Origin of the sequence: Capnocytophaga gingivalis ATCC 33624, assembly GCF_000174755.1 — a bacterium.
GTDB classification, from domain to species: Bacteria; Bacteroidota; Bacteroidia; order Flavobacteriales; family Flavobacteriaceae; genus Capnocytophaga; species Capnocytophaga gingivalis.
The window spans coordinates 68590-95221 of sequence record NZ_ACLQ01000031.1 but is presented as its reverse complement, the minus strand read 5'-3'; the positions used below and the strand labels follow the sequence as shown (position 1 = coordinate 95221).

The window sequence follows — 26632 nt, the reverse complement described above, 5'->3', positions numbered from 1 at the left end:
CAAATCCTGGTCTTTCTGCCAGCATGGTAGCTTGTACAGGAGAGTCTACGGGAGTGATAGGTGTATATGATGGAACGGCTTACTTACCGATAACAGATGCGATTGATAGAACTAAGGGAGTAGCTCCTTATGTGATAAAGATCTACAAATATGCTACCACTCCAGGTAGTGCAGAGACCCTACAGTCAAGCAATACCGGTCGAGACTTGAGCAAAGGCTGGTATAAGGTAGAGCTTTCTGATGCTAAGGGATGTAAGACTTCTGTAGATTTGGAAATCAAAGAAATAGAAGCACCAGTGCTTACCTTGGTAAGGAAGAAAGACATCACTTGTACCTCAGGAGCAAGCAGCTTAGGAGAGATAGAGTTAAGGTTTACCACAGGCTTACAAGGCAACTATTATATGGCCTTGTATACTGATAGTAACTATACTACCCCTGCACAGAATCATGCAGGTACGCCACAGGTGACAGGAGAGAACTATGTGAACTCCACAGGAGCTACTAAGATTTTTGATCACTTGCCACCAGGGGATTACTATCCAGCGATTACCAATATGGCTACGGGCTGTAAGGTAAAATTACCAATGGTACAGATAGGAGGCTCTCAGATCAAAGCCAATGCGATACCTGCACAACAGGTAGACTGTAATACAGCTAAGCAAAAGATAGAGTTCTTTGAGGATGGTGCAGAAATAGATGAGACCCAGCTTAAGGTAGCCATCTACCGAGATGGACCGCTGGGCAGTGGATTGCTCACTTGGATACCAGGTACTACAGGAACGATCACAGGTACAGGAAACAACAAGAAAGTAGAAATAGAGTTTACCCTCTTGGCGAAGACTCCTTATAGAATTGCAGTAGAGTATAAGGGCTGTAAGACCTTGTTGGATGGTAAATTCACACCGAATATAGCTACTCCAGGGGTAACAATTACTGAAAAACGTAAGCCAAACCTCTGTGGAGCAGGTGCTACAGGATCAGTAACATTACACTATGAGTTGAGTGCCTTTGCAGGTAGTACGGCACCTAAGTGGGAGTTGTATACTTATCCATTTGATACTCGTCCAGGAGCACAAAGTCCAATAGCTACAGGTACAGCTTCGACTCCATCGGGAGGTAAGAGTGAGATTAAGCAAACGGTAACAGGCCTTACTGAGAACAAGACATATATCTTGGTGGTAAGAGATGGAACGGCGAATAACTGCGTAATGGGTACCGAAATCTTTACGGTACTTCGCGCTGCTCAGCCATTGGCCTTTGTACAGACAGACTTGTTGAGAAACTCAGCTTGTTCAGGTTCGGCAAATGAGACAGCTCAGGTGAAGGTAACCATCAAGGATGGAGTAGGCCCTTACAAATATACAATAAGCCAAGCTAGCACAGAGCCTACGGATACTCAGTGGGCACATGCAGCTGTATTGCCAACCAATAGCCGTGATGTGCTTTTGGATCAGACTTTTGAGACTACCTTTGGAGGCAAGATCAAGGGTACTCCAACGGGAGCTACATGGTATGTACATGTAAGAGATGCTAATGACTGTCATATTTCTCAAGCGGTAACAGTGAAGGAAGATCCTGCCCCAGCGGCTACCAAAGCAGAGGTAGAGAACCCTTGTGTGGTAGGTACAGAATATACAGTGAAAGTAACCCTCAGCCAGATAGGTAAGGGACAACACTACTATACCTTTAAGCCAGCGGGAGGAACAGAAGGGCCACAACAGCCAATACAGTTTACCCAGACAGGTCCAAGTGTATGGGAAGGATATATCTACCGAGTATATGCATCTTCTGTGGCACGTGATATCACCATCTATGACCAGAACGGATGTAAGAGTGCGGCAGTAAACTTTGTCTTCCAAGGCAAGATCAGCTTTGACTTGACACAGTCCAAGCCTATCACCTGTCAGCCAGGTGTGGCAGGCAATGGAGAGCTCAAGATAGATAATATCGCTAACCATAATCCTGCGAACCCACATATCTATAGGGTATTGAAGGAAGATGCAGGAGGAGATATCGTGATAGTGAATGATACTCCGATGAGTGGATTTGGTGCCTTTACTGTGCCAATCACCCAGCCAGGACGCTATAGAGTAGAGATTGTGGATACCACCCACGGAGGTTGTCCATTCAGCCGTACCCTTACGGTCAATGACAAGGTGTTACCGATATTGTCATTGGACAACAGTACCGACTCGAAGTGTTATAATGCCAACCAAGACCTCTTGGATGTAAATGGAGGAGGATCAGCGACCTTGGTAGCGGCTCCAGAGAGCCAGCTTCCGATGAGCTATAGTCTGAAGGCAGCCCGCTATGCGGATGATAATAGTGCAGTGACTGCACTGGCGACCATCCCAGCGACCCATACCAATGTAACAGCGTCCAATACCTATGTGGATTGGCAGAACAATGGTAGACAGGTAACCTTCAAGGGCTTGTTAGGAGATGTAAGAGGAATCATCTATACAGTAGAGGCTAAGGCAGCCAATGGCTGTACTGCAACAACAGAATTTACGATCTATGGGGTGAAACCTATAGAGATAGATATGACCCAAGAGGCAGTGACCCAGTTCCAGTGTAGTGGGAATCAGGAGGTATTGGCTAAGCTGAGCTTACCAAAGACCGCCATCACTGGAGGTAGTGGACGCTACCGCTTCACCCTACTCAAGGGAGGAACTCCAGTACAGGGTAATATAGACCTTACCGAGCCTACCTTCACTATCTCGGATGAGACAGGAGGTAACTTTACCCTAAGAGTAGAGGATGCACAGTACCAATGTGCAGAGGTGACCAAGCCATTCCCAACAGCGATCAAGCCGTTTGTGAAGCTCACTACAGTCACCGCCACAGAGGTTACCGATATTACTTGTCGCGCAGGCGAGGATGTGAAGGTGGAAGCCACCCTTGCACCAGCTGGAGGGGATCCTATAAAAGTAAGCTTGTCACTAAGAAGTGTAACGAATAGCTCTCACCAAATGGTACAGATAACAGTACCTGCGGGAGCAACTACGGCAACTCATACCTTTACCAATGTGCCTATGGGCAACTACAGTGTGGTGGCAACCAATGATGAAACTGGCTGTGTGACCTATGGTACTACCTACAAGGTACAGGATCCGAATACCTTCTCGCTCACCGCGACAGAGGAAAAGCCAGTGAAGTGTTACGGAGGTAATGATGGTTCTATCACCTTTACCTTGGAAGACTTAGACTTAGAGAACAGCGGTGGGGTGAACCAGGCTACCCAAGGGTATACCCTAAGAATCAAGAGCCTTACCCGTCCTACAGATCCGATTATAACAGTGACTGTTCCGGCAGGTTCAGCTACCCATACGCTCAATACCTTAGCATATGGTTCCTATACAGCAGAAGCGGAATCCACTTCTACGGGCTGTATCACTAAGATTCCGGCAAACTTTACCATCCGTCAGGCAGACCAGCCTATCAATATGGCAGCTAAGCTTAGAGTACCGGATGATTGTAGTGCCACAGGTAGCGCGGAAATCTCTATTGATATCACCGGAGGTATAGCGCCTTATAAGGTAACGATGACAGGAGATAATGGCCACACTCAGACAGCCAATCAGGTATACAACCGTTGGCTCTTCACTGGAGTGCCAGGAGCGGCAGCACCAGGGCTACCTTCACCTTCCAGATAGAAGATGCATGGGGCTGTGTGGTAACTCCTACGGTGAATGTAAATAAAGTTGTCAAGCCAGATCCAATAGACTTTGACGACCCAGAGATCACCATGGTATCTTGTAAGAATGAGCGTGATGGTAAGGTAGTGGTGAAGAATGCACGAGGAGGAGCTGTGGATGATCCTACAGCAACGACCCTGACAACCACTTACTATTACGAACTATATCACGATATAGAAGGAGCCATCAGACCATTGCAGTTAAGCAATGAGTTCACCGAGCTACCAGCAGGTAACTATACCTTGTATGTAAGAGACCGTTGGAACTGTGAGAAGAGTGTACAGTTTACCTTGGGTACTCCACCGGAGATACAGGTAACCCGAGTGAGCAATAGCAACTTGGTATGCCATGGGGATACAGGTAAGGTAAGTGTCTCTGTCACAGGAGGAACACAGACTCCAGATCCAGATGCAGGAGGTGCTTTGGCATACATTTACAGTTTGGAATTGGTAGAGGCAGACCGCGATGTAGTAGTCAATCGCTTGGATAAGGTCAAGATGGCAGATTTCCCTAAAGAGATAGCAGGTCTCAGGGCAGGAGTGAACTACCGAGTAAGAGCGATGGACGGCAAGCGTTGTGCAGGAGAATCCGATTTGTTCTCACTAACTGCGGCACCTAAGTTAGACATTAAGGCCACTTATGAGGACAACTGTGAGGACAATGAATATCAGGGCTATGTAGTACTGACCTTTGAGGATGCTACGGTGGACTTCACCAAGGTACAATACTCTTTTGACAATGGAGTCACTAAGCACTCTTTTGCCGCAGGTATGACCTCTGGAGCACAGGCACGCATCAGTCGTACACACAGCAGTGTAAGGCCTTCGTCCTTGCCACAGTCTATCAAGCTATACTATAGCGATGCGGGAACTAACTGTGAGGGAGAGACCAACCCAGTGGTGATCCCAGTGGTAGAGAAGTTGACTTTGATCAAGGATCCAAGTCGTCATCCAGATATCAACGAATTACCGCTCTTAGGTAAGAACGGGGTTCCGGATTATACTTACTATATCAATGGGGTACATCAGGGTAACAATGGCACTTACATCGTAAGGAAGCAAGACCCAGAGGGAGTAGACCCAAGCGACAATAAGCTCAAGAAGCGTATAGAAGCGCGAGTGGAAGATAGCAAGGGATGTACGGCAGAAGAGGTATTCTATGTAGAATACTATGATATAGAAATCCCACGTTTCTTCACTCCTACAGGAGATGGTGAGAACGATACTTGGGCACCGCGCAATACGCAGCAGTATCCGAATATCCAGACCTTGATATTCGATCGTTATGGTCGCTTGCTCAAGGAACTTTCTCAGGGACAAAGCTGGGATGGTACTTACAATGGTAAGGAAATGCCTACGGGAGACTATTGGTATATCATCACCTTGGGTGAGGAATCCGATGGTAGAGAATTCAAAGGACACTTTACTTTATACAGATAACAGTTATCAGCTGTCAGTTATCAGTTGTCAGTTTCCAATAACTGACAACTGACGACTGAGAGTTTATAAATAAATTTTAAAAAAAGGATGATGAAAAAACTAGCGTTATACATATGTGTGCTTATGGGCATGCCGAGTGTGTTTGGGCAAGAGTTGCAATTACCCTCAGGGAATCAGTACTTGGCCGACAGTGAATTTTTGATTATGCCCACTTATGCGGGTATAGGTAACAACGTACGGGTGCGCCTATCGGCAACCAGCCAATGGGTAGGTCTCAAGGAGGCACCGGACTACCAGAGCTTATCGGGAGATATGCGCTTGGGGAACCGCAGTGGACTGGGGTTGAGCTTGTATAATGACCGAAATGGATACACCAAGCAGATGGGAGCGAAGGCGACCTTCTCCCACCACTTGACTTTGGATAGTTACGATAGCCATTTTGTGTCGTTTGGGATCTCTTACTTGGTCAATGCCTTCCGTATAGATATCGACAAGTTTACCGAGGCAGGGCGTCCTAGAGCGGATGCTGCTGTAACGGATAACCGAGCGATGATTAATCACAACTTTGAGGTAGGGGTGCTCTATCGTTATAAGGGTATTTTTGCCAGCTTGGCAGCGACGAATATCCTGAATAAGAACAAAGAGATGTTCGATGTAAAGGAGCCTACTACCCTAAGAAACTATAACCTATACGCAGGGTACCGTTATAAGCGTACTCCCAACAGTATCTTGGAGATAGAGCCCTCTGTATTTGTGCAATACAGAGAGGGAGATAGCCGCTCTCTAACCGATGCGAATGTAAAGTTCCGTTGGTTTGATTTTGAGGACTATTACTGGGTAGGAGCCACTGCTCGATTTGTGAATGATCAGGCCTTCAAGCCACTTTCTGTAGGACCTATGTTGGGTCTGAAGAAGGGGGTGTTCTACTTCGCTTATGGGTACAACCTCAACCTAAACACCATACGTTCGTATAACTCTGGTTCTCATATGATTACTCTCGGAATCGACATGTTCCAAGGTATCGGTGGATGTAACTGTACCGAGAGATAGTTTGTTTAATTTATAGATATTGATACCCCGAGCCAGTGCTTGGGGTATTGTGTGTATTACTAAAATAATAGTTATTGTGATTACATTTCATAGCTTGTATCAGTCTGCTCGCTTGCGCTCGCTTCCTCTTTCCCTCTCTGGAATCTTATTAGGAAGTGCTATTGCCTATGGACAAGGAGCTTTTCAGTGGCCTATTTTTCTTTTAGCGCTACTGACAACAGTATTGTTCCAAGTGCTTTCCGACTATGCCAACGATTATGGAGATGCACAAAAAGGAACGGATAATGATCAGCGCTTAGGCCCTAAGCGAGCTATACAGACAGGAGCGATGACCTTACTTGAAATGAAGCGTGTAGTTGTCATCACAGCTATTCTTTCTGCTATTGCGGCTTTAGTACTCATAGGAGTTTCTTTTAGCGAACATTGGGTTTTGGCACTCCTTTTTACATTTTTGGGAGGGGGAGCTATTTTTTCGGCAATTCGCTATACTGTAGGAAAATCTGCCTATGGCTACAAGGGCTTAGGAGATATATTTGTATTTATCTTTTTTGGTTGGGTAAGTGTGATGGGTTCTTATATGCTCTATACCAAACAGTTTGATCCTTGGGTGCTGTTACCTGCCTCTGCTTGTGGAATGCTGAGTATGGGGGTACTGAACCTCAATAACATGCGAGATATAGATAATGATAGACAAATGGGCAAACAGACCATAGTGGTCAAAATAGGTCTACCCTTAGCTAAGTATTACCATTATCTACTTATTATTATTCCTATGTTTCTGATGATGCTCTATAGTGTAATGAACTTTGAGTTTCGCTATAAGGTATTGTACATCATTGCTTTTATTCCTTTGGTATTTCATTTGTTTTATGTCAAAAAGGTAGAGAATCCTAAGGATTTTGACTCTCAACTGAAAGTAGTAGCACTTTCTACTTTTCTCATGTGTGTGCTTTTCTTTGTGGGAAAAATTATATAATAACGCCATCAATATTCAATGATTAATGATCAATAACAAAAGGAGTGGAATTGGCAAGGAGGAATTAATCATTAAAAATTAATCATTAATCATTATTTTTTTGTACTTTTGCCCTTTAAAAAACTAATTGTATAATTCATGGATTTTTTCAGAAAACATTTCACCAATATTCTTATGGGAGGCCTTCTATTGGTAGGGTTGGCGACAATATTGCCTTATTTCTTCGGACGAGGAGCCGAAGATTCACTTCCCCAGCAAATAATTCCTAATGATGAGCCTATAAGGGAGTATGAACCTCCTTTCACCCACGAAGGTGATCTCTCTTTCTACAAAAAAGATAGTACCCTGATCAAGACTTTCCAGATAGAATTTGCCCGTACCCAACAGGAAACAGAATTAGGGCTTATGTACCGAAAATCAATGAAGGATAACGAAGGAATGCTTTTTGTCTTCCATGAGGAACAACCTCGTTCATTTTGGATGCGTAATACTTATATCCCTTTGGATATCATATATTTGGATAAAAATAAGCAGATCGTAAGTATTGCCAAAAATGCTACCCCTCTTTCTGAGGAATCTCGTCCTTCAGAAGGGAATGCCATGTATGTATTGGAGATTAATGGAGGACTTTCGGATAAGTTAGGACTTACCAAAGGTGATCGCATGAGCTATGAATCATTGATTGACTGATACTTATGGAAGAACAGGTAATCTTAGTCAATGAAAAGGATGAACCCATAGGGCTTATGGGGAAAATGGAGGCACACCAGAAGGGGCTTCTACATAGGGCATTTTCTGTTTTTGTCTTCAATTCTAAAAAAGAAGTGCTTCTACAGCAGCGTGCAGCCTGTAAATACCATTCTCCCAACCTTTGGACTAATACCTGTTGTAGTCATCCCAGAGCAGGGGAGACCAATATAGCCGCTGGAGAGAGACGCCTGCAGGAGGAAATGGGTATGAAAGTCCCCCTTCAGGAAGTCTTCTCCTTTGTCTATAAGGCTCCTTTTGATAATGGTCTTACCGAACATGAGTATGATCATGTTCTTATAGGCTGTAGTGATACTCCTCCTGAGATTAACCCTGAGGAAGTAGCTTCTTGGAAATGGCTTTCCTTAGAGGCTATAAGGGAAGATATTGAGCAAAATCCTCAGGTATATACCGTATGGTTCAAGATTATCTTTGAAAAATTTTATCACTATCTCCTACAGAACACATCACTTAAATAGCTCTAAATGTGCATCGGCAAGGCGTGGCATAGCACCATGTTGTTGGCATACATAGGCTGATACCTCTACTGCCAATTGGTGGGAAGCACTAAGACAACGCCCATGTAGGTGAGAGGCAATAAAGGCAGCGGTAAAGGAATCTCCCGCCCCTACTGTATCAGCAATACTAATCTTTGGGGTTGCCAAAAAGGACTCTTCTTTAGGGGTAAGTACCCAACTACCTTCAGTTCCTTTAGTAAGTATCAGTATATCAAGATTGTACATGCTTAGTAAGCGCTTACACACTTCTTTTTCAGATAGGTTCCAGCCGAAGAGTTGGGCTATCTTTACCACCTCTTCATCATTAATTTTTAGTATATCAGCTCTTTCTAATGATCTTTCGATAACCTCTTTGGTATAGTAATGTAATCTTAGGTTGATGTCAAAGATTTTCAAACTATCCTTAGGCATGGCGTCCAAGAAAGCGTGAATGGTAGCTCGGGAAACCTCATGTCGTTGGGCTAAGGAACCGAAACAGACCACTTGAGTTTCTTTGGCTATCTCCGCTATGGCAGGGGTAAAGGGAATGTTGTCCCAAGCTGCATCTTCACAGATCTCATAACAAGGAACCCCCCAGTTGTCGATACTGACCTTGACCGTTCCTGTGGGAAAATCAGTTTTTTCTATGAGATGGTTGAGTTGTCTCTGGGCTAAGCTATCTAAAATCTCTGTGCCTAAAGGATCGTTGCCAATAGCACTTACAGTACAACCATCGAACCCAAATTGGGAGATATGATAGGCAAAATTGGCAGGAGCTCCTCCTAATACCTTTCTTTCAGGGAAAACATCCCAGAGAATCTCTCCCAGTCCTACGATTTTATGTCTCATATTCAGATATTTTTAAAGTCGTGATACAATAAAAAGCAGAGGAAATCGATATTCCTCTGCTTTTTTAGAAATTATTAATTTTTTATCTTGTAAAGGGTGATATTCTCTACACTAACAACAGTGTTTCCTCTTAAGTCAAACCATAGTTGGTTGTAAGGCTCTGTAGGGAAAACAGTATTGGTCTGCACTACTTCTCCTCCATTTACAAAGGCTTCAACAGAGGCTTTATCTACCCATAAGTGTATAGTGTAGCTTTTCTTAGGGATTAGGGGAGCTACGATCAGGGGATCAGCAAAGTTGTTACTGAAGTCTGTAAGACCGCTTTTTCTTCTGTCTACAACAAAGTTTTTTTCCTCTGTATCAAAATAATACACTATCTTTTCTCCCTTGCTATTTTGGAGTGCAAATCTAAAAGCCTTAAGAGCATTGAGCTTTACAGTGAAGCTTACCACATACCCATTATTATAGAAATCGGCACCAATAGGTAGGGGATTTTCTGCAAGCTTATTCATAATAATAGGTTGGTTATCTTGTTCATCACCTACTTCCTTTACAGGGAAACTGGCCACTACAAGGTGTGATCCGTTGTGCTGTAGTCTTAGCTCTCTGGGGAGAGTCATCGCACTGCGAAAATTCTTGGTAGGTACGCTATTACCATAGTCCCAATTATTCATCCATCCTAAGAAAAGCCTACGTCCATCACTCTCAGGAATATTGTTCCAAGTCACTCCTGCATAGTTGTCCCGACCATAGTCTATCCACAAAGGGTAGGGAAGAGCCTCAGGGGTGAAGGTAGTACCATCAAAGTCTCCAATGAAGTATTGGGTAGCATTGCCTCCATTAGGACCACCGGGGTTGATACTGACAAAAAGCACCCACTTAGTTTTTCCTTCATAGGAGAGGGGGAAGAGATCTGGACATTCCCATACGCCTGTATGAGCTCCTATATTTTGGCCAAATTCACTAAGCCGCTCCCATTCTTTAAGGTTTTTAGAAGCATAAAAAGTAATGGTTTGTGAGGTGGCCAATGACAAGATCCATTTCCTTTGGGGTGCATACCAGAATACCTTAGGGTCTCTGAAGTCTGCTATATTTGGATTGGCAATCACAGGATTGTGTTCGTACTTGGTAAAGGTGCGACCATTATCCAAACTATAAGCGATAGACTGGGTCTGTTGTTCTCCCGCCGAGGTATAGAAGATCACGATAGCCCCTTTGCCAAAGCCAGCAGTGTTGTCCTTGTCCACCACAGCACTCCCTGAGAAGATAGCTCCTAATGGATCAGGTGCCAGGGCTATAGGCAAGTGTTTCCAATGCATCATATCTTCACTTACTGCATGTCCCCAATGCATATTTCCCCAGCGAGCTCCATAAGGATTGTACTGATAGAAGAGGTGGTATTCGCCGTTGTGATATACCATTCCATTAGGGTCATTCATCCAACCATATTCGGGAGTGAAGTGATAGTAAGGACGATAAGGCTCATCATAGTTCAGATCAAAAGTATCTGAAGGTTTTATTTGGCTGATGCCCATATCTCCCTTCATGGCTTGTCCGAAAACCAAAGAAATTTTCTTTCCTCGGTAGGCATCCACAGGGAGGGGAAGCCAATATTCAATGTGTGTTTTGGCCAAGCGAATGTCCATGGCCACTCCCACTTCCTTGCCTTCTACCATGAGTTGTACCTTTGTTTCTGGGGCACTGTCCTCTATGGGGAGCAAGAGATATTTCTGGGAGATATCATAGGTAAGGGTATAGTTTTCCATAATGCTACTCTTATATTGATTACTTTGTTCTATCGCATCGATAAGGATATGTCCCCAGCTACCTCGCTGGTTATCCACGATGCGTAAGGAGGCCTCTTGCCCCCTATAGGCTTTTACATCCCAGCTCATCAGTTGTAGGGTTTCGCTCTCTACAGGACTATGGGACCTGGCTACACGCTGCTCACCGACAAGGAGTTCTATATAGGTGTCCTCGGACATCCCTCCTCCTATAAGAAAGTTGATAAAGTCACGCTCTATGCGGAAGGGCTTACTGGTGAGTATTCCTCGGGAATCATCTCCATTGTGAAAGCTATTGGCTAAGTAGCTCCCTTGAAAGCCTGTCACAAGTTGCTCTCCCGAGAGGCTTCCTTGGGCAGGTGTCTCTCCAAAAGCATCACCTTCGACAGTCCAATTGGCAAAAGAAGCCGATTCAAAATCCTCAATTATGAGGTCTGGTTCTTGGTTCTGGCAAGACGTTAGCACTAATAAGGAAAGGAAATTATAGAGTGAAAATTTTCTCATAAGCAATGTAATTTAGAAGGTTTGCCTCTGTCAAGATACTTGTAAGTTGGATTATTTCTTACAGAGAGCGCTTTTACTTTTTGACAAAAGTACATCTATTTTCTAAATAAGCAATACTTATTTGATTAAAACAAAGTTAAAAAAATGAACTTTTCATACTTTAATTAAGGTGATTTTAACACTATAATTTCTTAAATAAATGTAAATGTAGAAAAGAGTATATCTTTGTTTAATTTTTAAAATCCTGATATACAGTGAGTTTGTTTTTGAGTGTTAATAAGTGTTATTGAACTTTGTTTAATTGTAAAATATTGTTTATCAGTATAAAATAAAAAAAATGTCTTTCTCTTTTTTATTTTTCACTTAAATATTGTATCTTTGTCGCGTTAAAAAGAATGTAGCAAATACAAAAATAACTATTTATGAACGAAGAAATAGATTTTATTTTAGAAAGCACTAAGGAAGCGATGCAAGGTTCGCTAAACCACTTGGAGAAATCATTGCTCAACATACGTGCAGGAAAGGCTTCTCCTCAGATGCTTGGCAGTGTGTATGTGGATTACTATGGTTCACAGACTCCCTTGAGCCAAGTGGCCAATGTGAATACTCCAGATTCTCGTACTATCAGTATACAACCTTGGGAAAAAAATATGCTTTCTACTATAGAGAAGGCTATTATGGTTGCCAATTTGGGCTTTAACCCTATGAACAACGGAGAGACAATCATTATCAGTGTGCCGCCCTTGACAGAGGAAAGACGTAAAGAATTAGTAAAACAAGCCAAAGGAGAAAGCGAAGAAGCTAAGATAGGGGTGCGTAATGCCCGCCAAGAGGCTAATAAGGATATAAAGAAAACGGAAGCTTCTGACGATGTAAAAAAAGATGCTGAAGAGCGTGTACAGAAACTTACCGATAAGTATATCAAACAAATAGATGAAGTACTGGCTAAAAAAGAAGCTGAGATTCTAAAAGTTTAAATTTTTCATTTTAGATTATGGCAAAGGCTGCTCTCTTTGGAGGTAGCCTTTTTTATTTGTTAAAAGTAGAGATTTAGGCAGTTTTTCTTGGCAAATAATTATTTTTTATGTACTTTTGGGCTCTATTTCAGAAAACGAATTTTTTATGGATGCAACGACCTCTTTTTTACAGAGTATGCCTTTTGATGAGTTGAAAAGACAATCCTTGGAGGATTATACTATAGCGGTGCTCAGCCGCGAATGTAGTCTCCTGGGGCGTAAGGAAGTCCTTACAGGCAAGGCTAAGTTTGGTATCTTTGGAGATGGAAAGGAAGTGCCTCAATTGGCTATGGCAAGGGCTTTCCAAAAAGGAGATTTCCGTAGTGGCTACTATCGTGACCAGACTTTCATGCTGGCCATAGGTGAGTATACCCCCAAGCAATTCTTCGCGGGGATATATGCCGATAATGATATAACCCACGAACCCCATAGTGGTGGCCGCCAGATGGGCGGACACTTCTCCACACATAGTCTTGATGAGCAAGGAAACTGGAAAAGATTGGTGGATCAATATAATACAGCCAGCGATGTGTCTTGTACTGCTGGACAGATTCCTCACTTGGTGGGGCTGGCTCAGGCTTCCAAGGTGTATCGTACCCTTTCTATAGAAGGAAGTGAGCAGTTCTCCAACAATGGGAACGAGGTGGCTTGGGGTACCATAGGAAATGCTTCGACCAGTGAAGGCCTTTTCTTAGAGGCTTTCAATGCTATAGGAGTACTACAGGTACCTGTGGTGATGAGTGTATGGGACGATTATTATGGGATTTCGGTACCTGCGGCCTATCATACAGTTAAGGAAAGTATCTCTGAGGCGCTCAAGGGCTTCCAAAGGGATTTTAATCACAAGGGGTTTGAGATATATACCATCAAGGGCTGGGACTACCCTGCACTGATGGATACGTATGCCAAGGCTGGTCACTTGGCACGCACCGAGCATGTGCCTTCTTTGATACATGTTACAGAGCTTACCCAACCACAAGGACACTCTACTTCGGGCTCTCACGAACGCTATAAAAGTAGTGAACGTCTGGAATGGGAAAAGGAGTTCGATTGTAATGTACAATTCCGTAAGTGGTTGATTGAAAATGGGATAGCGACTTCTGAGGAACTCTCTGCTATAGAGGAAGAAGCAAAAAAACAAGTTAGAGAAGCACGTGATAAAGCATGGCAAGAGTATCAAACTCCTATTAAAACAGCAAAAAGAGAGCTGATTAACTTGCTTTATGAGATGGAAAAAGAGTGTTTCAATAGCTTGGAGATTTCTCGCTTGAAGGATGCCTTGGCCGAAATAGAGACCCCCCTCTATCGTGATGTGGTAAGTACTGCTCGCAAGGTCTTGCGCTGGGTTGTAGGTGAAGAGAATGAAGCGGTAGAAAATCTTAAGAAATGGCTTGGTGATCTTCAGGAAAAATTACAAGAGAAATATAGTGCTCATCTCTATAGCGAGACGGATAAAAATCCTATTCTTGTAAAGAAAGTAGATCCTGAATATGCTCCAGATGCTCCAGAGGTGGACGGGCGTATTGTACTAAGGGATAACTTTGATGCGCTATTGGCTAAGTATCCGACACTACTTACTTTTGGTGAAGATACGGGCAAGATAGGCGATGTAAATCAGGGGATGGAAGGTCTACAAGAGAAATATGGAGTCACTCGTGTAAATGATACCAGTATACGTGAATCCACTATCATAGGACAGGGGGTAGGTATGGCTATGCGAGGACTGCGCCCTATTGCTGAAATCCAGTATATTGACTATACTCCCTATGCCATACAGACTCTTACCGATGACTTAGCTACATTAAGTTATCGTAGTTGTGGCTACCAGAGAGCCCCTTTGATTGTTCGCACTCGCGGCCATCGCTTGGAGGGCATCTGGCACTCTGGATCACCTATGGCAGGGCTGCTGAACTTCCTTAGAGGAGTATATTTATTAGTGCCTCGCAATATGACTAAAGCGGCTGGATTCTACAATACACTTTTGCAAGGAGATCAGCCTGCTTTTGTAGTGGAATGCCTCAATGGATACCGTACTAAGGAGAAAATGCCTACCAACTTAGGAGAGTTCACCACTCCTATCGGAGTAGTGGAAAAAATCCGTGAAGGTAGGGATATCACTGTGGTATCTTATGGCTCTACCTTGCGTATTGTAGAACAGGTCGCTAAGGAATTGGATAGGGTGGATATTAGTATAGAAATTATTGATGCTCAGTCGCTCATTCCTTTTGATATCAATCATGATACGGTTAAGAGTGTCCAAAAAACTAATAACTTACTGATCGTAGATGAGGATGTAGAAGGAGGAGCATCGGCTTATCTATTACAGGAGATTGTAGAGAATCAGAATGCTTACCGCTATCTCGATAGCAAACCTCAGACACTTACCGCTAAGTCGCACCGACCTGCTTATGCTTCTGATGGGGATTATTTCTCCAAGCCCAATGCAGAGGATATCTTTGAAAAGGTATATGCTATGATGAATGAGATAAATCCTATCAAATATCCTCAATTGTATTAATCAATGACGCTCATCACTCAGGGGCTGTCCGAAAAGTCTTATTCCTGAAGGGCGATTTGCAAATCGCCTCTACAACAGAACCCAAAACAACTAATTTTCAATAGAATAAAATTTTAAAATATTCATTCAATTTAAACTTTGAAAAATACTGTTTTTGGACTTTTCGGACAGTCTCTTACACTATTCACGGATCATTGTTTGTTAATAAAAAGTAGAAATGAAGAAATGTGCTATTATAACAGGAGGTTCTCGAGGGATAGGTAGGGCTATCTGCGAACAACTGGCCTCGGATACTTCCTATCACTTACTGATTAATTATCAGAGTAATGCATCTGCTGCAACTGAGACCCTTGAGCAAGTACAGCGCTTAGGAGCTACTGCGGAGCTACTTTGTTTTGATGTCACTGACAAGGAGCAAACCGAGCAGGTGCTCTCTCTCTGGCAAGAGCAGAACAAAGAAGCACTGGTAGAGGTGATTGTCAATAATGCGGGTATCACTCGCGATGGCTTATTTATGTGGATGCCCTATGATGATTGGGAAAAAGTACTGAAAACAACCTTGGATGGTTTCTATAATGTGACGCATTTTTTTATCCAAAAAATGCTGAGAAATCGTTATGGACGTATTGTCAATGTTGCTTCTGTTTCAGGAGTAAAGGGTACCGAAGGGCAGGTAAATTATTCTGCGGCTAAGGGAGCTTTGGTAGCAGCTACCAAGGCTTTGGCACAAGAAGTAGCCAAGCGCAATATCACGGTTAATGCGGTAGCTCCAGGTTTTATACAGACGGATATGACAGCTGCCTTGGACGAGAAGGAACTCTCCCGAATGATTCCTATGGGGCGCTTTGGCAAGGCTCAGGAAGTGGCCGATTTAGTGAGTTTTCTTGTCTCCCAGAAGGCAGGCTATATCACAGGAGAGGTCGTCAATATCAATGGGGGAATCTATTCCTAAGACTTTAGGCTAACCATTGCGCAAGAGTGATGAACTCCTCCACGGAGAGCATCTCGGGACGCTTATCGAATAAGGGGTCGCTTTTGAGCGACTCTTTTTCTATTAGAAAGGACTTGAGACTGTTGCGTAGGGTCTTTCTGCGTTGGCCAAAAGCGGTCTTGACTATCTGGAAGAAGAGCTTTTCCTCACACGGAAGACTGTAGTTCTCTTTGCGCTTGAGGCGTATCACACCACTTTTTACTTTTGGGGGAGGGTTGAATACATGTTCGCTTACAGTGAAGAGGTATTCGGTATCATAAAAGGCTTGGGTAAGCACTGAGAGAATTCCATAGGTCTTGCTTCCAGCCTTCTCACAGATGCGCTCAGCTACTTCCTTCTGGAACATACCTGAAAATTCAGGTACAAAGTCTCTTATCTCTAATAGTTTGAACACAATCTGGGAAGAGATATTATAAGGGAAGTTTCCAATAATGGCAAACGGTTTCTTAGAGAAATGGCTTACAATGTCGAACTTTAGAAAATCCTCTCCCAATATATGACCTTTGAGCTTAGAGAAGTGTTGTTCAAGATAGGTTACCGATTCTGTATCAATTTCGATGACAAAGACTTCTATATTTTTTCCCAAAAGGAATTGGGTGAGCACCCCAGTACCGGGACCTATTTCCAAAACTCTATCATACCCTACTTCGGATAAGGTGTTGGCTATCTGTTGGGCAATACTTAGGTTGGTAAGAAAGTGTTGACCTAAATGTTTCTTGGGTTGAACAGGGGATTTTTTCAAAATAAAAAGGTTATTGTTTTAACTTTTTGATGTCTTCTATAAGCATGGCTATGCCTTCTGGGGTCATCCCATTGTAAAAGAGAATGGGTTTTCCTTTCTCTTTTCTGCATATAATGTTTCCTTGAGTATCTACCAAAGCAAACAGTCCTGAATGCTCAAAATTCTCAGGTGTGTCTCCTGCTTTCGCATAGATGTTGAATCCTTCGTTGGCAATACGGTAGATTTCCTTTTCATCCCCTGTAAGTAAGTGCCAGTGGGGAGAACGTACACCTTTTTCCCGAGCATAAGTCTGTAATACTTCAGGAGTATCTACCTCGGGATCTATAGAGAAAGAGGCAATCCCAATACTATGGTCAGCAAAGGCATCTTGTACGGCAACCATATGACTTGTCATCACAGGACAAATGGTCGGACAGGAGGTAAAGAAGAAATCCACCACCCAGATCTTTCCCTCAAAATCTTTGTTGCAGATATGCTGTCCATGCTGATCAGTAAGACAGAAAGCAGGGGCTTTGCCTACTATATAGAATCCATGAGACTGTCCTTTGCGTAGGGCATGAATCCCCCATGCAGCCAAAGCTATTAAGGCTACACAGCTACCTATCCACAACACTGATTTTAGTTTCTGATGCATGAGAGTACTCTTTAAAAAAGAAACTATCTGAAAAAATTAGAATACTGTTTTGGGGATAATTTCGCCCTTGAATAGCAATTGCTTACTAAAAACAGAATTTTTCTTTCAGATAGCCTCTTTCAAATATAATTGCTAAAAATCATTAGTTTAGCTTGAATACAATAGGGTAAGAGAAGATTACCGCCACTGGCCTATCACGTTGTTTTCCAGGGATAAGCTTAGGTAGTTTTTCGATTACACGACGAGCCTCTTTCTCTAAAATTTTGTCTTTCCCTTGAGTATTAATCACCTCTACACTTCCGTCTTTTTTGATACGGAACTGAACCACCACACGTCCTTGAGAACCCATTTGGATAGCTGCATCCGGATAGACAAGATTTTTGTTTACAAAGGCATCCAAGGATTTCTTAAAGCATTTCTCTTGTTCTTCCTTAGGCAACCCCTTACATTGTTCGAACATAGGTTTTTGTTCGATAGCAAAGAATTGGACATCGTTTTCTATCTCTTCATCACCAGTACCTGTACCTCCAGCAACCCCACCAGTTGAGTTGATCTTAGGAGGAACTGTGTTAGCATTGTCTTCTTTGTTGGTATCGTTGGCTTTGAAGTCAGTCTCTACTTTTTGTTTATCATCTACCTGCTTGATCACTTCTGGCTCCACCTCTACTTTAGGAGGTTCAGGAGGAGCTGCGGGAGGAGGAGTGTTCTCTTCCATAGTGAAGTCCTTCACATCTTCGGTAAGATCTACAACTTTGTCAAACTCAATCTTTCCCTTTTCTTTATCTACAGAACGATAATTTAGAGCGTATAGGCTGGCGAAAGTAGCCAAAGCAAGCCCTATGGAAAAGAATAAACCTGTACGTTTTTTCAGGTCGGCATTGGGGTTCTTTTTAGGTTTCATGGGTGATTTCTTTTAAAAGTTTCTATTTGTTATAGATACAATCAATAATTGTGCCAATTTTTTCTATTTAAAGAAAAAATAATAAAAACTATGCATGTTGGTGGTATAGTTGGCTAACTTTTTCCCAGTTGATAATAGCAAAAAAGGCTTCTATATAGTCAGCACGGCGATTTTGGTAGTTTAGGTAATAAGCATGTTCCCATACATCCAATCCTAAGATGGGAGTACCACCACCTACATGAGGCATTAGCGGATTGTCTTGGTTTGCAGTGGACAATACTGCTACCTTTCCTCCTTTTTGTACAGTAAGCCAAGCCCATCCAGAACCAAATTGGGTAGCAGCAGCTTTGGAAAAGGCTGTTTTGAAAGCCTCAAAAGAACCAAAAGCCTCATCTATGGCCTTAGCCAGCTCTTCACTTGGGGCAGTTCCTTTCTTAGGAGTAAGAATTTCCCAGAACAAATTGTGGTTGTAGTATCCTCCACCATTGTTGCGAACAGCTTTGTTTTCTGTGTCCAAATGTAGGAGAATATCCTCAATGCTTTTTCCTTCTAAAGGGGTTCCTGCAATGGCATTATTCAGATTATCAGTATAGGCTTTGTGGTGCTTGGTGTAGTGAATTTCCATAGTACGCGCATCTATTGAAGGCTCAAGTGCTTCATAAGCGTAAGGAAGTTGGGGTAATGTAAATGACATAAAATTTATTTTTAGTAATAAAGGACAAAAGTATGAAAAAAAATAATACCAACAACAAGTTTAATAGTAAGAAAGATGTTATTTTTTTCTTAACAATACTAAACTGTGTTCTCTTCCTAAGTATTGGTTGTATAGTAATACATATTGCAAAGGCTTGTCTAAGTTCTTTCTAAGGAAAAAGGCTTTGGGGATTTCTTTTCCTTGAAGTGCCTGACATCCCAGCCAGGTTCCTATAGCGGAGGCGGTGAAGAATTCTCCTGTTAGGTGTTTGTATATCAGTGTGGTAGCATTGGGAAACAAGCGCTCGAAGTTTTCAAAATAGGGGGTGTCATCTTGGTTTTCATTCCTACCAGAAACAATCAGATCTATATCCGAGAACTCAAGCCCTTCTCGGGAGAGGAATGTGTGTGTGAAGTGCTCTATACTATTGTTCTCTAATTGGTTACAGAAAGTAACATCGACCAATTCGGCGAGGGTTTCTTCGCCAAAGGTATCACTCAGGACAAAGAAGGTAGCTCCTTCTCCCATACGAATCCCTGAAGTAGGGGAGGGCTGTTGTAGGGCTTCTTTGCTCTTGATGGCTCCTGAGAGTTCATATAGGTAGATGGTGTGGGGTGCGTGTTCGTCCACAGCGCCGACCAATATATGGTGTAGACCTTCTGCCTGTATTAGGAGTATGCTTTCCAATAGGGCACTCTCAAAGGAAACAGCACCATTTACATAGGAGAAGTTCAGCCCTTTGCACTGTAGGTTTAGGGCGATTTGCCCAGCTACAGTATTATGAGTGGACTGGATAAAGGAGGTAGGGGTGAGGTGCTGCTCTTGGTTGTCCAAAATTCCCTTGAGGAATTTCTCGGAATCCTGTATACATCCCAGACCGGTACCTACCACGATGGCATCAGGTAGCGAAATACCTGCCTGCTTTAGGGCTGTCATAGCTGTAGCAGTACCCATTTTTACCCCTTTGGCCATCCTTCTGCTGGCTGCCGGAGAGATGTATTCTTTGTATGAGGGCTCTATAGCACAGAGAACATTCTCTAAGCTATGGTCTAAGAGAGTCATAGGAAATTCCTCTGCAAATGTAGGCTGTGGGGAGATACACGAGAGCCCATTGATAAAAATCTTACTCATGAGTCAGGAATAATAAGGAAAGTCTTTAGTATTACAAAAAAAGGCTGTCAAGAGACAACCTTTTTCTGTTTTTGAATACAATAAAAATATTATTTTCGTATTTCTTTGATACGTGCTTTCTTACCACGCAATTCACGGTAATAGAAGATACGAGCGCGACGTACTTTCCCACGTTTGTTCACTTCAATTTTTTGGATAGCAGGCATATTGATAGGGAAGATACGTTCTACCCCTACTTCTCCAGACATTTTACGAATAGTAAATGTCTCAGTAGCTCCTGTACCACGGCGTTGGATTACCACACCTCTGAAGAACTGAACACGTGATTTTTCACCTTCCTTGATCTCATAGTACACTGTGATTGTGTCCCCTGTGGAAAAATCAGGAAAATCTTTTTTAGCAATGAGATTGTCTTGTACGTACTTTAATAAAGACTCCATAAAAAATATAAAATTAATTAAGTGAATCCTAAGCAACATACACGTCCTTCGCCAGAGGTTACTTAGCGGGTGCAAAGATACGCCTTTTTTTCTATCTGACAAATTTTTCTCATAAAAAATTCACCGCCACCGTTCACTGCTTACTGTTCACTGCTCACTGTACATGGTAGTGTCTAAGGGCATGTTCCTTCTGGCGAGCAGTGCTAAAGCAGGACACACGCTTTAGGTAGCCAATTACACGAGTAGCGTGATCCACATTCTCGCTGTGGCACTCAGGACACTCAAAGAGTGTACGCTTATCTATATGGTTACATTCGTTGCATATTGTGATACGAATGTTGAAACAGAAGTAGTTACAACCTGCCAATGCCGTTGCGTTGAGCAGCTTGAGAAAGCCTTCCTTGTTGGGCGTTTCCTCCAAGTTCAAGTGTAGGGCAGACCCTCCATCCAAGTATTGGATAATCTCCTTGCCATGGAGGATAATTTTGTCTAAGGCATTCACCTGTGTATCTTCTACAGCATAGAAGTAGGAGTTGTAGCATTCACGAGGGGAGAAAAGTCCGTCTTTCTTGTCCCATAGGGCATTCTTCACTCCCAAGTTCTCTGCAGGGACAAACTCAGTATTGAACATATATCCATACACTTCACGTGCCTTGCGGTTCTCTTCATAGATGATTTTCAGGTGATGGCGCACGAAATTCTTGTATTGCTCGTTGTTGGTTGGGGCAATTCCCAGATACTCAGCGGCTTCCACCATACCATTGATTCCAATGGTAAGAAATTGTTTGTCAAGGGAGATAAAGCCAGCATCATATACCGGAAGCAATCCTCCTGCCTTGTATTCCTCTATAAGTTTGCGGAAAGCCACTTGGTAGCGGTGTATCTTGCGTACTTCTTCTGATAGGTTGCGGTTTTGTTGTACAAGGCGGTTCATATTTAGTGTGATTACATTGATAGATCCTGTTGCGACTCCACCTGCCCCGAGTGAGTAGCTGAAGGTGTGATCGGAAATCTCATTGCGTAAGCGACAGCAGGAGGCCAAGCTATCAGCACTCTCAGATTGGTATACGAAGAAGGAATTGCCTTCGCTGAGCTCTTCAGCACACATATCGGCAAAGGCACTATCGACAGGCTTACCCTCTGAGGTAAGCATAGCTGCTGTTACCACAGGGAAGGTTAGTATAGCCTTGAGGCGCTCGGCATTGAACCATTTAAGGAAAAAATGTTGTAACTTGAATAAGCGGGCAAACGAAGGTTTGCTCATATCTGGGAATACAAAATCACCAAACATGCTATCAAAATAAGGTTCGTCATATAGGGAGATATTCCAAAAGACAGACTGATATCCTCTGGCTGCCGCAGGCTGGTTGATTGCGTAGATTACATGCTGCAAGTGGTTCTCTATCATCTTGGGATGGGTCTCCAGGTAATTCTCTCCATAGTCCTTGGCTGCAAAATGATCAAAGTATAAGAGAAATTCTACCGTAGCCAAGGCTCCAGCAAATTGCGAGCTGATGGCAAAAACCAAATTGACGAACTCTCCACAGAAGCTTTCCAAGTGCTTTGGTGCACGACTCTCCCCGCCAAGCTTCATGAGTCCATCTAAAAGGAAGGGATACATACTGATAGAAACACAATAGGGCTTGAGCGAAGTCTCATCATGTACATAGATTTCATGCGCTTCTATCTGGCGAATATACTCTCGGGAAAGTTCCTCTCCGAAAAGTTCCTCAATCTTGCGACGGACAAGTTCTCGATTGATTTGGATATTGATATCCTTGTTGATTTCCGCCTCCATGGTAGCAATATTCTTACTGGTGACATTGGCATTGGCATCTACCTGTGAGGCAGTAGCGGCATTACTCGCTTGCAGATACTGGCTAATAAAGTCAATCTTCTGTTGAATTTGATTTTGTGTAAGTCGAATCATAGACATATATTTATGGTATAAAATTAAGTTTTGGGTTTTTGAGTTTTTAATTATGAGAGTGGATTTTTAATTTTTCGCTCTTGGGTCTTCACTTATAAAAGAGTTTGTTAAGCACTTCTCCAGTACTTACCTTTATAAAGCGTTGGTTAGTAGTAGGGCAGGAGAGTCCTCCTAAGGATGCTATCCAGGGACCTGTTTTGAGCCAAGTAAGCTCTTGTTTGATAGCGGGGGGCACTTCCTCCTCTATCAGTCCGGTGTATAAGCAAGTATGTAAGGAGTAAGAGCGTGCGATTTGTAGTTTGTGGATCAGTGCCTCTGCTTCCCATTCTCCTCCCATGAAGAGTACACAGGAGAGCATGTTCTTGTAGCGCTCAAGAGCTCCAACAAATACCTCATCTGTCAGAGCAGATCCAGTACCTTTTTTCCAAAGAAAAGGTGAATGACATCCCTTACAGCGCAGTGGACAGCCCGTCACACTCACACATAGGCTGATTTCTCCAGGCACCTCTTGCAGAACTACCTGCAAGTCAGAATAATAAATCATATACAAGTCTTTTTTTGTGGTAGGGCAAAGGTAGGTAGAAAAAGATGGGTTTTTCCACAAGAGTAGATAAGTTATTAACCAACTTATCAACACATACCTCCTCGCTGGTGCGAGCGAAGGTTTCTTCTCTCCCTTCTTTCTTTACTTTTCTCGAAAAAAATTCTATTGTCTAAAAACAGAAAAAAAATCGCTTCTTTCTTTTTATAAATGGTTGATTTTTATAACAAAGAGAGTAGTTTATCCTTCTTTAGAACTAATAACGGATATTTTCTCCTAAAAATATAGAACTTCTTTGTTTTGAATGATTTAGAATGGAAACATAAATTTAACACATTTTCTGCGGAAAAAATACTATTTTCTCGTTGGTCAATTAAAAAAAAAGACGTACTTTTGGTTCGCTAATCAAATTTCATAAAGAGATATGAATTTAAAAAAACTATTTTTATTGTGTTCCCTTGTTTTTACAACAATGGCTTTTGCACAACAGACCATTAAGGGGAGTGTAAAAGACAGCAAAGGGAAACCTGTGACAGGTGCTACTGTACTTGTGATAGGCACCAGTCGCTCTGCAACTACTAACTCCGATGGAGGATATTCCATAGAGGCACAAGCTGAGGAAACGCTGCAATTTGCTGCTCAGGGGTATCAAAATGTACAAAAAAAGGTAGGTTTAGAAACCACAATTGATATTGTACTTCCTTTGGCTACCGAAGAAAACAAAAAAGTAGGTGCTCTTGGGGTAGAGCGTGATGCCAACGCCGCAGGTTATACCGATACTACCTTGGAAGGAGGCGAAGACCTCAAAGGGAAAACGGCAGGACTTACAGCTACTTCCTCAGGAGGGATGCAAGGATCCAAAATGGAACTCCGTGGTAAGGGAAGTGTTACCGGTAGTAACCAACCACTGATCGTAATTGATGGGGTACCTATGGTAGATATGGGATCCAAATATGGAGACTCAGCCAGTGAAATCAACAAAGATGATATCGAATCTGTAACGGTACTTACTGGAGGAGCAGCTACTGCTCTCTATGGTAGCCGTGGTGGTAACGGGGTAATTCTCTATACTACTAAGTCTGGTAAGGGAGGAAAAACTGCTATTGATATCAACTCTTCTGTATCCTTTGATAGAGCTTATATCTCTCCTAAATTACAGAACGAATATGGAGGTGGTTCTAGCTTGGACTTTACACAACAACTGATCAATGGAACTACCTACAATCTTCCTCAATATGAAGTAGACGAAAGTTGGGGTCCTAAGTATGATGGGACTCCTTACCTACCTTGGTATGCTTTTGATAAAAAATATCTTCCAGAGCATTACCTAAAACCAGTGCCTTGGCAAGCTCCTAAGAATGATATTGATAAGTTCTTCCGTACAGGGATGAATATCAATAACTCAGCTTCTATTACACGTTCTATTTCAGGAACTAACTTGCGTTTCTCTTTAGGAAATACCGAAACTACAGGGATAGTGCCTACCACAGAGCTACGCCGTACCAGTCTTGCTTTTAGCTTTACTTCAGAGCTTTCTAAAAAACTAAAAGCAGAAGGAGGGTTGAACTATTCTATCACTGTACGTGAAAATCCTAACTATACCTATGCTGATGCCAATGATAATGGAGGTTTCTCTACTGTGTTATATGGATATACTCACCGCCAATTGGATATGGAGAATTTGAGAAGATTCTACAAATCCCCTATTGGAGAACAACGTACTTGGAACAGAACAAGTTGGGAAAATCCAAAACCTAACTTTGCAGACAACCTTTATTGGATGCTCTACGAAAATACACAAAATGACAAACGCCATCGCTTTTTTGGTAATATAGGACTTACCTATAACTTCACAGATAAGCTTTTCTTGGTGGGTAAAATGTATGGAGATATCTATGCTCTTACTACTGAATCCAGAACCGCAGTAGGTTCTCATGATACTTCTCAATATTCAAGATATATCTATGACAACTCTTCTTTCAACTATGAAACTCGTTTGCACTACAATCCTGACTTAGGAGAAAACTTTACTCTTACAGGATTTATAGGAGTTGCTCGTGCCCAAAATAAATATGAATATGTAGGGGCAGAAACGCAAGGAGGATTAATCGTTCCTAACTATTATTCTGCAGCTAATAGTAAAGAAAGACCTAGAGGGGTCACTTATTCTTCATGGACACGTACCAATAGTGTATATGGTATGGCTTCTTTTGGATACAAAGGTACTGCCTTCGTAGAAGTAACAGGGCGTAATGACTGGTTCTCTACAGTCTCTACTTCCATCTTCTATCCTTCAGTGACGGCTTCTTATGTATTCTCTAATTCCTTCAAGAACTTGCCTTCTTGGTTTACTTATGGTAAGCTCCGTGCAGGATGGGCTCAAGTAGGTAATGATGCTTCTGCTTATGTACTCAAAACATATCCTTCTGTATACCAACCATTCAAGGGAGCTCAATATTATTTAGTGCCTACAGAAAAGAAAAATCCAGAACTAAGACCTGAAATCAAAGAAACTAAAGAAGCCGGTATCGACTTGCAATTCTTCAATGGTCGTCTTTCTTTAGGATTCTCTTATTACGATATTCTCTCCAAAGATCTTATCCTTTCTATGCCTGTAGATGCTGCCAATGGCTACACTTATAAAAAGGTAAATAGTGGAGAAATGGTGAATCGTGGTTTCGAGATAACTCTTTCTGCTACTCCTGTTCAGACAGATAAGTTTAGCTGGACTTTGGACTGGAATCTCTCTCGCAACAGAAATAAACTTCTCAAATTAGCTCCTGGGCTTTCTCGTTATAAAGTCACTTGGGAATACTATGGAAATGTAGAGTTATATGCCGTAGAAGGTCGTCCTTTTGGAGAAATCTATGGAGGTAATTATGTATATGACGACAAGGGAAATCGCCTAGTGGATGAAGAAGGTAATTATTTCATATCTCCTAAAAAAGAGGTGTTAGGTAATATCAACCCTGATTTTACTACAGGTCTTACCAATACTCTTACCTATGGTAATTTAAGCCTTTCCTTTACTTTTGACTACTCTCATGGAGGTAGCTATTATGCAGGACCTTATGCCTTGGGTATGTATGCCGGTACTATCCGTGAAACAGTAGAAAATGGTATGCGTGAAAGAGATCCCAATGGACCTAATGGACAAAAAGGGATTGTACTTGATGGGGTTGTAGGACACAAACAAGCTGATGGAAGTATCGTTTCTACAGGAGTGAAGAATACCAAAGCCATCAGTCCTAAACAGCATGGTACTACTTTCTATAAAGGAATTGATGCACAGGCTGTATTTGATGCTACTTTCTTGAAACTTCGTAGTGTATCACTCTCTTATGATGTGCCACTAACAGAGACCAGATATATCAAGGGATTGAACTTCACCCTTTCTGGCTATAACCTCTGGACTGGAGCCTTGGCTTGGGATGGTATGGATCCTGAAACAGCTATGTATAATCAAGGGATGGGGAACTCTTCCTTGCCTACTATCAGAAGCTATGCGCTTAGTGTAGGATTAAAATTATAAAATAATAAACTAAAATTG

At 42.4% G+C, this 26632-nt stretch carries 20 protein-coding genes; 10 read left to right on the top strand and 10 right to left on the bottom strand.

Annotated features, from left to right (window positions below):
- The 6 genes from CAPGI0001_RS13110 to idi form a co-directional block, all read left to right on the top strand.
- Window positions 1-3656 (top strand): adhesin (locus CAPGI0001_RS13110; RefSeq protein ID WP_162013390.1); only part of this gene is annotated, 3656 nt, incomplete at its 5' end.
- Window positions 3596-5137 carry a T9SS type B sorting domain-containing protein gene (locus CAPGI0001_RS10935; protein ID WP_155813478.1) on the top strand — a complete coding sequence of 514 codons (1542 nt, stop codon included), beginning with the start codon at window positions 3596-3598 and terminating at the stop codon, window positions 5135-5137. The genes CAPGI0001_RS13110 and CAPGI0001_RS10935, both read left to right, overlap by 61 nt.
- Before the next feature lie 90 nt (window positions 5138-5227).
- Window positions 5228-6187: a PorP/SprF family type IX secretion system membrane protein gene (locus CAPGI0001_RS10930; protein ID WP_040360101.1), complete on the top strand. Its 960-nt coding sequence runs from the start codon at window positions 5228-5230 to the stop codon at window positions 6185-6187.
- Between the two features lie 76 nt (window positions 6188-6263).
- A complete protein-coding gene (menA, locus tag CAPGI0001_RS10925; protein WP_002670019.1) occupies window positions 6264-7163 on the top strand; it encodes a 1,4-dihydroxy-2-naphthoate octaprenyltransferase in 900 nt (299 codons plus the stop codon).
- 138 nt (window positions 7164-7301) lie between these two features.
- Complete coding sequence (locus CAPGI0001_RS10920; protein ID WP_002670015.1) at window positions 7302-7853, top strand: DUF192 domain-containing protein; 552 nt, start codon at window positions 7302-7304, stop codon at window positions 7851-7853.
- 5 nt (window positions 7854-7858) lie between these two features.
- A complete protein-coding gene (idi, locus tag CAPGI0001_RS10915; RefSeq protein WP_002670053.1) occupies window positions 7859-8389 on the top strand; it encodes an isopentenyl-diphosphate Delta-isomerase in 531 nt (176 codons plus the stop codon).
- On the opposite strand, the gene CAPGI0001_RS10910 is transcribed toward idi, so the two are convergent.
- Both CAPGI0001_RS10910 and CAPGI0001_RS10905 read right to left on the bottom strand, forming a co-directional pair.
- Window positions 8378-9256 (bottom strand): carbohydrate kinase family protein, encoded by an 879-nt coding sequence (locus CAPGI0001_RS10910; protein WP_002670047.1) that lies wholly within the window; start codon window positions 9254-9256, stop codon window positions 8378-8380. The two genes, idi and CAPGI0001_RS10910, sit on opposite strands and share 12 nt — an antisense overlap.
- 74 nt (window positions 9257-9330) lie before the next feature.
- The gene (locus CAPGI0001_RS10905) at window positions 9331-11544 is read right to left on the bottom strand and encodes a glycoside hydrolase family 32 protein (RefSeq protein ID WP_002670099.1); all 2214 of its coding nucleotides are present in this window, start codon (window positions 11542-11544) and stop codon (window positions 9331-9333) included.
- A gap of 422 nt (window positions 11545-11966) precedes the next feature.
- Between CAPGI0001_RS10905 and frr the strand changes: the two genes are divergently transcribed.
- The 3 genes from frr to flxB all read left to right on the top strand — a co-directional run bounded on the left by frr (window position 11967) and on the right by flxB (window position 16030).
- Window positions 11967-12521, top strand: coding sequence for a ribosome recycling factor (frr, locus tag CAPGI0001_RS10900; RefSeq protein ID WP_002670052.1), 555 nt, complete (start codon window positions 11967-11969; stop codon window positions 12519-12521).
- Window positions 12522-12666: 145 nt separating this feature from the next.
- On the top strand, window positions 12667-15078 hold the full coding sequence (locus CAPGI0001_RS10895) for a thiamine pyrophosphate-dependent enzyme (protein WP_002670033.1): 2412 nt from the start codon (window positions 12667-12669) through the stop codon (window positions 15076-15078).
- Window positions 15079-15295: 217 nt separating this feature from the next.
- The gene (gene flxB, locus CAPGI0001_RS10890) at window positions 15296-16030 is read left to right on the top strand and encodes a flexirubin biosynthesis SDR family reductase FlxB (RefSeq protein WP_002670126.1); all 735 of its coding nucleotides are present in this window, start codon (window positions 15296-15298) and stop codon (window positions 16028-16030) included.
- A gap of 4 nt (window positions 16031-16034) precedes the next feature.
- Here flxB and rsmA read toward each other — a convergent pair whose 3' ends face one another.
- From rsmA to nrdG, 8 genes are all read right to left on the bottom strand, one after another.
- Window positions 16035-16811, bottom strand: coding sequence for a 16S rRNA (adenine(1518)-N(6)/adenine(1519)-N(6))-dimethyltransferase RsmA (rsmA, locus tag CAPGI0001_RS10885; RefSeq protein ID WP_002670069.1), 777 nt, complete (start codon window positions 16809-16811; stop codon window positions 16035-16037).
- 10 nt (window positions 16812-16821) lie between these two features.
- Window positions 16822-17445, bottom strand: coding sequence for an SCO family protein (locus CAPGI0001_RS10880; RefSeq protein ID WP_002670005.1), 624 nt, complete (start codon window positions 17443-17445; stop codon window positions 16822-16824).
- A gap of 142 nt (window positions 17446-17587) precedes the next feature.
- Window positions 17588-18346, bottom strand: coding sequence for an energy transducer TonB (locus tag CAPGI0001_RS10875; protein ID WP_002670060.1), 759 nt, complete (start codon window positions 18344-18346; stop codon window positions 17588-17590).
- A gap of 88 nt (window positions 18347-18434) precedes the next feature.
- The gene (locus CAPGI0001_RS10870) at window positions 18435-19040 is read right to left on the bottom strand and encodes a superoxide dismutase (RefSeq protein ID WP_002670024.1); all 606 of its coding nucleotides are present in this window, start codon (window positions 19038-19040) and stop codon (window positions 18435-18437) included.
- A gap of 78 nt (window positions 19041-19118) precedes the next feature.
- The gene (locus CAPGI0001_RS10865; RefSeq protein ID WP_002670112.1) at window positions 19119-20171 is read right to left on the bottom strand and encodes a beta-ketoacyl synthase chain length factor; all 1053 of its coding nucleotides are present in this window, start codon (window positions 20169-20171) and stop codon (window positions 19119-19121) included.
- A gap of 89 nt (window positions 20172-20260) precedes the next feature.
- Window positions 20261-20611, bottom strand: a complete 351-nt coding sequence (rplS, locus tag CAPGI0001_RS10860; RefSeq protein WP_002670037.1) for a 50S ribosomal protein L19 — start codon at window positions 20609-20611, stop codon at window positions 20261-20263.
- Window positions 20612-20765: 154 nt separating this feature from the next.
- Entirely contained in the window at window positions 20766-22541 is a 1776-nt protein-coding gene (nrdD, locus tag CAPGI0001_RS10855) for an anaerobic ribonucleoside-triphosphate reductase (RefSeq protein ID WP_002670075.1), read from the bottom strand.
- A gap of 88 nt (window positions 22542-22629) precedes the next feature.
- Window positions 22630-23085, bottom strand: coding sequence for an anaerobic ribonucleoside-triphosphate reductase activating protein (gene nrdG / locus CAPGI0001_RS10850; protein WP_040360310.1), 456 nt, complete (start codon window positions 23083-23085; stop codon window positions 22630-22632).
- 421 nt (window positions 23086-23506) lie between these two features.
- On the opposite strand from nrdG, the gene CAPGI0001_RS10845 reads away from it, so the two are divergent.
- Entirely contained in the window at window positions 23507-26614 is a 3108-nt protein-coding gene (locus CAPGI0001_RS10845) for a SusC/RagA family TonB-linked outer membrane protein (RefSeq protein ID WP_002670078.1), read from the top strand.
- Window positions 26615-26632 lie beyond the last annotated feature (18 nt).